Here is a 251-nt window from a genome sequence, read left to right as displayed (position 1 = left end):
GTAGTGGCTGTGCAGTCCAGCTCCCATTCAAGCCACAGAGCATTACCTTCAGTATATCCCCAAGTTTCGCCATCATCTTCAAACAGAAGTCCGGTGGATTTACCCGTTCCTTTAATTGGGAATAATTTCAATTTACGATGATTATCTTCCGCTTCACTCACGTATGTTATACGTTCACTAAGAGGAATACCTGCACCTGCACGTACTAATAATGGTAGTTTTTCCAGTGGCGCGTCGATTGTTATCCATCT

The 251-nt window shown here is 43.4% G+C and carries 1 protein-coding gene; it reads right to left on the bottom strand.

The window, feature by feature from the left end:
* On the bottom strand, nt 1-251 hold a 251-nt coding region (locus KI356_RS27850; protein ID WP_212937081.1), incomplete at both ends, for a hypothetical protein.

The organism is Bacillus hominis (genome assembly GCF_018332515.1).
Classification (GTDB): Bacteria; Bacillota; Bacilli; order Bacillales; family Bacillaceae_G; genus Bacillus_A; species Bacillus_A hominis.
The sequence above is the reverse complement of the archived record's forward strand: the minus strand, read 5'-3'. Positions and strand labels throughout refer to the sequence as shown.